This is a genomic window from Anaerosalibacter massiliensis (assembly GCF_024623155.1).
GTDB classification, from domain to species: domain Bacteria; phylum Bacillota; class Clostridia; order Tissierellales; family Sporanaerobacteraceae; genus Anaerosalibacter; species Anaerosalibacter massiliensis.
Genome location: NZ_JANJZL010000013.1, coordinates 55,177 through 63,459, shown reverse-complemented (window position 1 = coordinate 63,459; position 8,283 = coordinate 55,177). Strand labels below are relative to the sequence as shown.

At 29.3% G+C, this 8,283-nt stretch carries 8 protein-coding genes; all 8 read right to left on the bottom strand.

What is annotated here, in order from left to right; translation table 11 throughout:
- Nucleotides 1-125 precede the first annotated feature (125 nt).
- On the bottom strand, nt 126-1,244 hold the full coding sequence (locus tag NSA23_RS14130; protein ID WP_257490651.1) for a GerAB/ArcD/ProY family transporter: 1,119 nt from the start codon (nt 1,242-1,244) through the stop codon (nt 126-128).
- A gap of 1 nt (nt 1,245) precedes the next feature.
- A complete protein-coding gene (locus tag NSA23_RS14125; RefSeq protein WP_042683235.1) occupies nt 1,246-2,508 on the bottom strand; it encodes a Ger(x)C family spore germination protein in 1,263 nt (420 codons plus the stop codon).
- Between the two features lie 4 nt (nt 2,509-2,512).
- On the bottom strand, nt 2,513-3,952 hold the full coding sequence (locus NSA23_RS14120; protein WP_050069888.1) for a spore germination protein: 1,440 nt from the start codon (nt 3,950-3,952) through the stop codon (nt 2,513-2,515).
- Between the two features lie 103 nt (nt 3,953-4,055).
- Nucleotides 4,056-4,613, bottom strand: a complete 558-nt coding sequence (gene pyrE, locus NSA23_RS14115; protein WP_042683328.1) for an orotate phosphoribosyltransferase — start codon at nt 4,611-4,613, stop codon at nt 4,056-4,058.
- A 7-nt stretch (nt 4,614-4,620) separates the two neighbouring features.
- Nucleotides 4,621-5,517 carry a dihydroorotate dehydrogenase gene (locus NSA23_RS14110; RefSeq protein ID WP_246119232.1) on the bottom strand — a complete coding sequence of 299 codons (897 nt, stop codon included), beginning with the start codon at nt 5,515-5,517 and terminating at the stop codon, nt 4,621-4,623.
- On the bottom strand, nt 5,510-6,244 hold the full coding sequence (locus NSA23_RS14105; RefSeq protein ID WP_042683232.1) for a dihydroorotate dehydrogenase electron transfer subunit: 735 nt from the start codon (nt 6,242-6,244) through the stop codon (nt 5,510-5,512). Before NSA23_RS14105 ends, NSA23_RS14110 begins: the two co-directional genes overlap by 8 nt.
- A complete protein-coding gene (pyrF, locus tag NSA23_RS14100) occupies nt 6,225-7,094 on the bottom strand; it encodes an orotidine-5'-phosphate decarboxylase (RefSeq protein ID WP_042683231.1) in 870 nt (289 codons plus the stop codon). Before pyrF ends, NSA23_RS14105 begins: the two co-directional genes overlap by 20 nt.
- On the bottom strand, nt 7,081-8,283 hold the full coding sequence (locus NSA23_RS14095) for a dihydroorotase (RefSeq protein ID WP_042683230.1): 1,203 nt from the start codon (nt 8,281-8,283) through the stop codon (nt 7,081-7,083). Before NSA23_RS14095 ends, pyrF begins: the two co-directional genes overlap by 14 nt.

Below are 8,283 nucleotides of genomic sequence, written 5' to 3'. Positions count from 1 at the left end.
CTATACCTAAAATTAGACTAAGAAAAATATATTTAAATTTATGGAAACTTAGGTACTTCAGTTGTCAACTTGAACATAAAAAAAGAGGCGTTTCATAACTGATAAATCAGTTATGAAACAGCCCCTTAATTAGATTTAGTTTTGCCTTTTAATTTATCTCTTCTAAAAAAATATACTATTAAAGCTATTAAAGGAATAATAAATATAGAAGTTAAAGCTATAAATAGTGATATTTTATTTAAAGGTTCTTTAGCTGCTAAAATAGAACGTTTATCCTTTATTAAAACTGATGATATAAAAACAATTATAGACATAGGAATTATATATACCTTATTTTCTCTCTTTCTAAATGTTTGGCTTAAAGCTACAGTAGTAAAAAATAAATATCCTGTTATTTTGCCAACATTGCTTGTGATCCAAGCTACGACATAAATTGATTCAATTCTATGTACTATCTCGAAAACATTTATAAGTCTAGCAAAAGTAAAAAAAGGAAAATTAGCATGTTTGGCTTGTTCTATTCCTAATGCAGCTTGAGAAACTATTATCATCGAAACTACTATTAAAATAGAATAAATTAAAGACTTTATAAAAATCTTATTTAAATTTTCTCTTTTATCTAAGTAAGGTGCGAGCATTGCTAAAATCAAAATACCTACAAACTTAGTTCCAATATCTATTGCACCCATATTTATATCTTTAAAAGATGAATCACTTAGTATAGGTAAAAAAACACCAAAATCTAAAACATTTATTCCCAATATAATTATAACAGCAATAACTACTAATATTAAAGGAACAAATATTTCTGCACCTCTTCCAATGCTCTCTAATCCCTTATATGATATATAAATGCAAGTTATTAACATCATAGATGCTGTAACCCATGTAGGAGTTTCTGGAAACATGGTAGAATCTAATATCTCAACTAAAATAGAAACAAATATAATCGTAAATAATAGAAAAACCATCGAATAAAAAAGTCCTATTATTTTTCCTAATGTTCTCCCATATATTAATTTCATATATTCTATTAATGTAAAATCCCTAAATTTATTGCTCAGAATTAGCATAGGCACACATAATATTATACTGTAAATTGTTGATAAAAATATCATTATCCAATTATCTTGATTACCTGGTGGTGCATTTATAGCTGGTTGATAGGAAAAAGCAAGAACAATTCTAAAAGCAATAATTAATAAAGTTGCTTGATATGAACTTATTCTAACATTATCTTTCATATTATTCTCCCTTTATCTTATTAGTGGATGTATTCACAAGACCTGTTCTAATTATATTAGTTTCTACTTCTACCTGAACATCAGCTTGTGAAAATATATTGTTCCAATCAGAACTTATACGATGCCATTCTTTTGGGTACTTTCTATGCACTAAAGTTCCAAATGCAAATACATCTGTTTTATATTTTTTCTGCACTTTTTTTATAGTGCTTTCAATTTCCTCCTTAACTTGTTTTGAACAAGACTCCTCAATTAACTTTATTGCTTCTTCATTTGATACATCAATATCTCCAGTTACATCTCCTAGCATTCCTCTCATCTTAACTTTCGTCTTTAATATAAATTTCCCATTTTCAATTTCTACATCACTTTTAGTTTTGCTTTTAATTATTTCAAAAACACTTTTATCTCTATTTAGCGTACTTATAGTACTTGATGAATCTTTAACACTAGGAGTAGGTGTGCTATAATGATCTATGTTTTTTACTGGAGTAGGAAATTCAATTACTCCTCCTTTTACTTCATTTCTCACAAAATTTAGAGCTCTAGTTTCTTCGCCATTCAAATAACCAGATAGTTTTTCCTTATTAAATATGGAACAACCTTCTATTACTAACTCATACTCTTTTTTTCCTTCATGTGTATCAACTTTTTTAATTACATTCTTTTCTTTCCTATCTACTACTCCTAAAATAGGCTGTCTACCAGAGTCATAATAGTATTTTAAGTATTCTGATAAATTAACATCAACTCCCTTAGGATTAAATTTTTTATTTTCAACAATATCTTCCATATACATTCCTAAAATCTCTTCTACCGCCTCATGAACTCCCATAATATCTGTAGCTTTTTTCTCTTTTGCTACTAACATATATGCTGTTTCTCTAAACTCATGATCCCTTTGTAGCACGTCTATATGATTAATAAAACCTTTCTTGGCAAACTCTTCACCAAATATAAATATTTTGTTTTGAGACACGAAAATTCTTCTATCAAATTTCAAAGATATATTTCTAAGAGCATCAAAAATTGTATCTCCTCTTCCTTGAACATATAGTACTAAATCTGCTGGCTTAGCTTCTAGCATTGCCTTTACTGGCCTAGGATTTATAACTTCTATAGTAACTAATATTTTTTCATCCTCCCAGTCTATTCCTATGACAGTGGCAATTCCTAAAGTATTTAATTCTCTAGAATTCCAACAACCTGTTATAATCAAAGTAAGACATAAAATAAAGCTAAGTAAAATAAACTTTTTTTTCATTCTATCACTTCTTTCGTACATTTCTCTGTCTTATTCTGTTCTTCTTTACTAAATATCCAGGCCTTTTTTTCATACTCCAAAGCGGAAATCTTATAATAAAATCCTTTAATCCTGTCTTATCTGATGGAGCAATAGGATAACCATAAGGAATACCAAAAGGATCCAATGAAACTGCTCCTATAATAATTACTACTAATCCACAGGTGATTCCATATAGCCCCATAAATCCACCTAGTACAATAAGAAATAATCTATATAAAATCATTACTTCTGTAAGAGCTGGGACAGCAAATTCTGCTATTGCTGTAATAGCTATCACTATAACCATTGGTGCGCTAACTATACCACCTTCAACCGCTGCTTGCCCTAGTACCAATGCTCCAACAATACTTACTGCTGAACCTACTGCTTTAGGCAATCTAACTCCTGACTCCTTTATAAGTTCAAGCATTATGGTCATTAAAAGAGCTTCTAATACTGAAGGTAAAGGAACTCCTTCTCTAGCACCAGCCATTGTTATTAATAAAACTGTAGGAATCATCTCCTGATGAAATGTTTGAAGTGCAACATATAAACCTGGCAATAAAATACCTAAGAATAGAGCAAAAAATCTTAACATTCTTAAAAAAGTTGCTATATAAGTTCTTGAATAATAATCTTCACTTACCTGTATATTTTCTATAAATAAACGGGGAATAATTAAAACATGAGGAGTCCCATCACAAAATATTGCCACTCTTCCTTCTAATATTTTTCCAGCAACTATATCAGGCTTTTGAGTATTACCTATGGTAGATACTATATTATAAGGACTATCTTCTATATAACCCTCTATATAGCCAGACTCTAATATGGAGTCTGTATTAATATCTTGGACTCTTTTTTTTACTTTATCTAAAACATCCTCATTTACAATATTTTTAATATAAGCAACTGAAATTTCTGTTTCAGTTTGTTCTCCTAATATATAGTTTTCAAAAACTAAATTTGGATTTCTAATTTTTCTTCTAAGAAGCATCTTATTAGTTGATATATCTTCAATAAATCCTTCTTTAGGTCCTCTAACTACTGCCTCTGAATCAGCTTCTTCAATAGCTCTTTTATCCCAATGTTTTAAATCTATAGCAAAACATTGTTTGCAACCTTGGATAAATAACACTAAGTTTCCAGATACTATTTCTTCTATAATTTCTTCAAAAGTATTTATTTCCTTTATACCAGAAACAAATATAATCTTCTTTAGATCATTACAACTTTCTAATCTAGTTATCACTGGTTTTAAAACATCTCTGTCCAATGTATTTTTATCAATAAAACCTTCTAAATAGCTTATAATTATTTTCAAATTAGAATTTGTTTTAAATTCATATATTATAAGATCAGAAGTATTATTAAACTCTTCTAATAATCTTTCTTTATTTTTATCTATGTTTTTTGAAATCACTATACAAACACCTCTATAAAATAATCTAATTAATAGTATTAGTCAATATCACATTAATTATGATAAAATCATCATAAAAAAATAGACATTCTAAAATGAATGCCTATTTTTTTAGATTTCTACTTCCTAATTTTTCATATTGAATCCCACTCTTACAAAGAGGACAATTTCTTTCATCATAAGTATCTATTTCAATTTTTATACCACCATATATTGGTATACCTAGTCTTTCAGTAGTTCTATCTACAATACAAGCTATTCCTATAACATTTCCCCCTTGTTTTTCTATTTCTTCTATAGTCTCATAGGAAGATTTTCCTGTTGTAACTACATCTTCTGCTATAAGAACTTTCTGACCTTTTTCTATATGAAATCCTCTTCTTAGAGCCATTTTTCCATCTACTCTTTCTGTAAAAATGGCAGGTTTTCTAGTTTGTCTGCCAAGTTCATAGCTAACAATAACCCCTCCCATAGCTGGTCCTACCACTATATCAAAATCTACTCCTTCAAGTTTTTTTACTATTATATTTATAGCTTTTTGCGCCTTATCTGGATATTGGAGTAATTTTGCACATTGGACATATTTATTGCTATGCTTTCCTGATGAAAGTAAAAAATGTCCTTCAAGTAAAGCACCTGTTTCTTTAAGTAAATCAATCATCACATTCTTACCTCCTAGCAATTCCTATTATTTCTTTAATAGATTTTATATTTTCTTCTTTCACAAACTTCTCTATACCATTTATAATATCTAAGGATATACTTGGCTTTATAAAATTTCCACTGCCAATTTGCACTGCAGAAGCACCAGCCATTATATATTCTAAGGCATCTTTATAGTCTATAATCCCTCCAACACCAATTATAGGTATATTAACAATTTTGCTTACTTCATAAACCATTCTCAGTGCAATTGGCTTGATACATGGCCCAGATAATCCTGCAATTACATTTTCAAATACAGGTTTTTTATTTTCAATATCTATTGCCATACCACTAAAAGTATTCACAAGAGAAAGTCCATCTGCTCCAGCTTCACAACATTTGTAAGCCATATCTAAAATATTTTCTGCATTAGGTGAAAGTTTAACTACCAATGGCTTTTTGCATACCTTCTTTACTTCAGTAACTACTTTAAAAGCTATATCTGATTTTATACCAAAAGCCATTCCACCCTCCTTTACATTAGGACATGAAATATTCAATTCTATTAAAGGAATATTAGTATTATTTAGTTTCTCTATAACTTTTATATATTCTTCTACAGTACTTCCACCTACATTAGCAATAATTACTGTATCATAATTTTCCATCTGGGGAAGTTCTTTTGAAATAAAATTATCTACTCCTGGATTTTGAAGACCTATACTATTTAAAAGTCCTCCTGTAGTTTCATGTATTCGTATACCAGTATTACCTTCTTTTTCATTTAATGTTAAACCTTTTGTACATATACCTCCTAACTTTGATAATGGAAAAAACTCTTCATAATCTTGGCTAAAAGTACCTGAAGCAGTAATAACAGGATTTTTAAATTCTATTCCAAATATCTCTATACTAGTCACGGAAAATAATCTCCTCTCCTTTAAATACTGGCCCATCTTTACATACTTTTTTTATTCCAGAGGTAGTTTTTATACTACATCCAAAGCAAGCTCCTACACCACAAGCCATATGTTTTTCCATAGAAATATATAGTGATATATCCCTCTTTTCACAAATATATTTTATCTTTTCCATCATAGGTATTGGACCGCATGTATAAACTGTTGAATATTTTTCTAGATTAAATATATCTGTTATAAATCCCTTATATCCTTCTTTTCCACTATCTGTTGAAATATATAATTTGTCTATATATTTCTCTATCTTGTCCATATAAAAAGGCTTTTCTTTAAATCCTCCATAAAAATCTATATTTCCATTTAAACTTTTACATAAATAAATCATCGGAGCTATACCTATTCCTCCAGCTACTATACCAACTTTCCTCCTATTGTCTAATGGAAATCCTCTCCCTAGTGGCCCTAACAAATAAATACTATCTCCATTTCTAAGGTTTGAAAGTATATTCGTTCCCTTTCCTCTTACCTCATATAAGAAAGTCAATGCATCTTCCTCTATATTACAAATGCTTAAAGGTCTTGATAAGAAAGGCTCTAAATCCCAACTTCTTAACATATAAAATTGGCCTGGATTTCCCTTGAATTTTCCAATTATTTTTAATTCATATATATTATCCACTATATTAATATTTGATAATACTATTCCTTTATATTGTTTTGGTTTCACTAGATATATCCTCCTTCATATCTAAGACCGCATCTCTAGCATAAGAATCAAACTTTTCTACTCCATCATCATATTTTTTATAAGATGTAATTATCCCTCTAGACGAATTAACTATTCCCCCATTTCCATTTTTCAAATAAGAAACTACATCCTTGCCTTTTCCACCTTGAGCTCCATATCCTGGTATCAGAAAAAAAACTTTTCCTAATCTATTTCTAATTTCATCTGACTCTTCTAAATGAGTCCCTCCAACTACTGCTCCTATAGAACTGTATCCGCATTTTCCCATATATTTATAAGATATATCCTTAATCTTATCTCCTATGTAGTTATATACTTTGCCATTACCATTAATATCTAAATATTGAATATCTTTTGCTCCATCATTTGAAGTCCTAAGGAGTATGAATAACCCTTTATTTTTATTTTCTACATAATCAAGATAAGGTGTTATACTATCAAAACCCATATAAGGATTTAGAGTAATAAAATCACTTTCAAAATCACCTTCAAAATGGGCTCTAGCATAGGCTTTAGCTGTTGACGAAATATCTGCTCTTTTAATATCTGCTACAACTACAGAACCTTTATTCCTTATATATTCTAAAGTTTTTTTATACGCTAGCATACCATTTAATCCATGAGCTTCATAAAAAGCAATTTGAACTTTGTAACAAGGTACAATATCTATGGTTGCATCTATTATCCTCTTATTAAAATAAAATAATATATCATCTATTGAATGATAATTATTTAAAATTGTTGATGGAATATATTCTAAAGCAGTATCTAAGCCTACGCATACATTTCCTTTCTTTTCTACTTCTTCATATAATCTATCTATTATCAATTTCTATCCCCCCATTATATTTTAAGTTCCCATTTTTTATAGTGGCTACTACTTCTCCCCAGAATTTTTTGCCGTGGAAAGGAGTGTTTTTCCCTTTGGAGACAAATTCTTTACTATTTATTTCAATCTCTTTGTTTAAATCTAATACTACTAAATCTCCATCATATCCTATTTCTATTTTTCCCTTATTTATATCTACTATATTTCCAGGATTAGATGACATAATTTGAGATAGTTTATTTAAAGAAATATGTCCATTTCTAACTAATGCAGTATATGATATTGAAAAAGCTGTTTCTAATCCTGATATACCACAAGCTCCTCCTCTTTTATCTTCTGCACTATGAGGAGCATGATCTGTTCCAATTGCATCTACATATCCAGCCTTTATGGCTTCAATTAATGCTAGTACATCTTCTTTATTTCTTATTGGTGGGTTCACCTTATAAGAATTATCATATAATGATATATGATGTGGAGTTACCTCACAGGTAATATTCAATCCTTCCTTTTTCCCTTTAATTATTTCTTCAATAGATTCTTTTGTGCTTACATGGGCTAAATGGAGTCTTCCTTTTGTTGTTCTTACAAGTTCTATATCTCTAAAGGTCATTATATTTTCCGAAAGTCTACTATCAATACTAGCTAAACTAGCATCTTCTTCATGAGCTATAATAATAAGTCCTTTTTCTTTAGCTTTTTTAAATGCTTCATACATTACTCCACTTTCCTGAACACCTTTTCCATCATCAGATAAAAACCTAATTTCTTTTCCTAGGCTATCTATATGTTCTAAAGTTTTTCCATCAAAGTCTTTAGTTATAGAAACAGTTTGATGAATATCTATTAAATTTAATTCCTCTGATTTTTTAAGTACATAATCCACCACTTCCATACTAGAACATATAGGATTTGTATTAGCCATAAGATTTACAAAAGTATATCCTCCTTTTAACGCCGCTTTACTCCCTGAGTTTAAATCTTCCTTATAAGTAAATCCTGGATCTCTAAAGTGGGTATGCATATCTATAAAAGAAGGCATAACCACTAAATTATCACAATGTATAGTCTTACAATCATAATTTAAATTTGAGCCAAAATCTTTTATCTTACCTTTTTCAATATAAATATCACCTTTAAAATCTTTATTAAAATCTACAATTCTAGCTCCTTTTATGAGTAAATTCAA

Coding starts and splice junctions, on each gene's coding strand:
- NSA23_RS14130 (WP_257490651.1), bottom strand. CDS start 1,244: ATGAAAGATAATGTTAGAATAAGTTCATATCAAGCAACTTTATTAATT.
- pyrE (WP_042683328.1), bottom strand. CDS start 4,613: ATGATTGATTTACTTAAAGAAACAGGTGCTTTACTTGAAGGACATTTT.
- NSA23_RS14125 (WP_042683235.1), bottom strand. CDS start 2,508: ATGAAAAAAAAGTTTATTTTACTTAGCTTTATTTTATGTCTTACTTTG.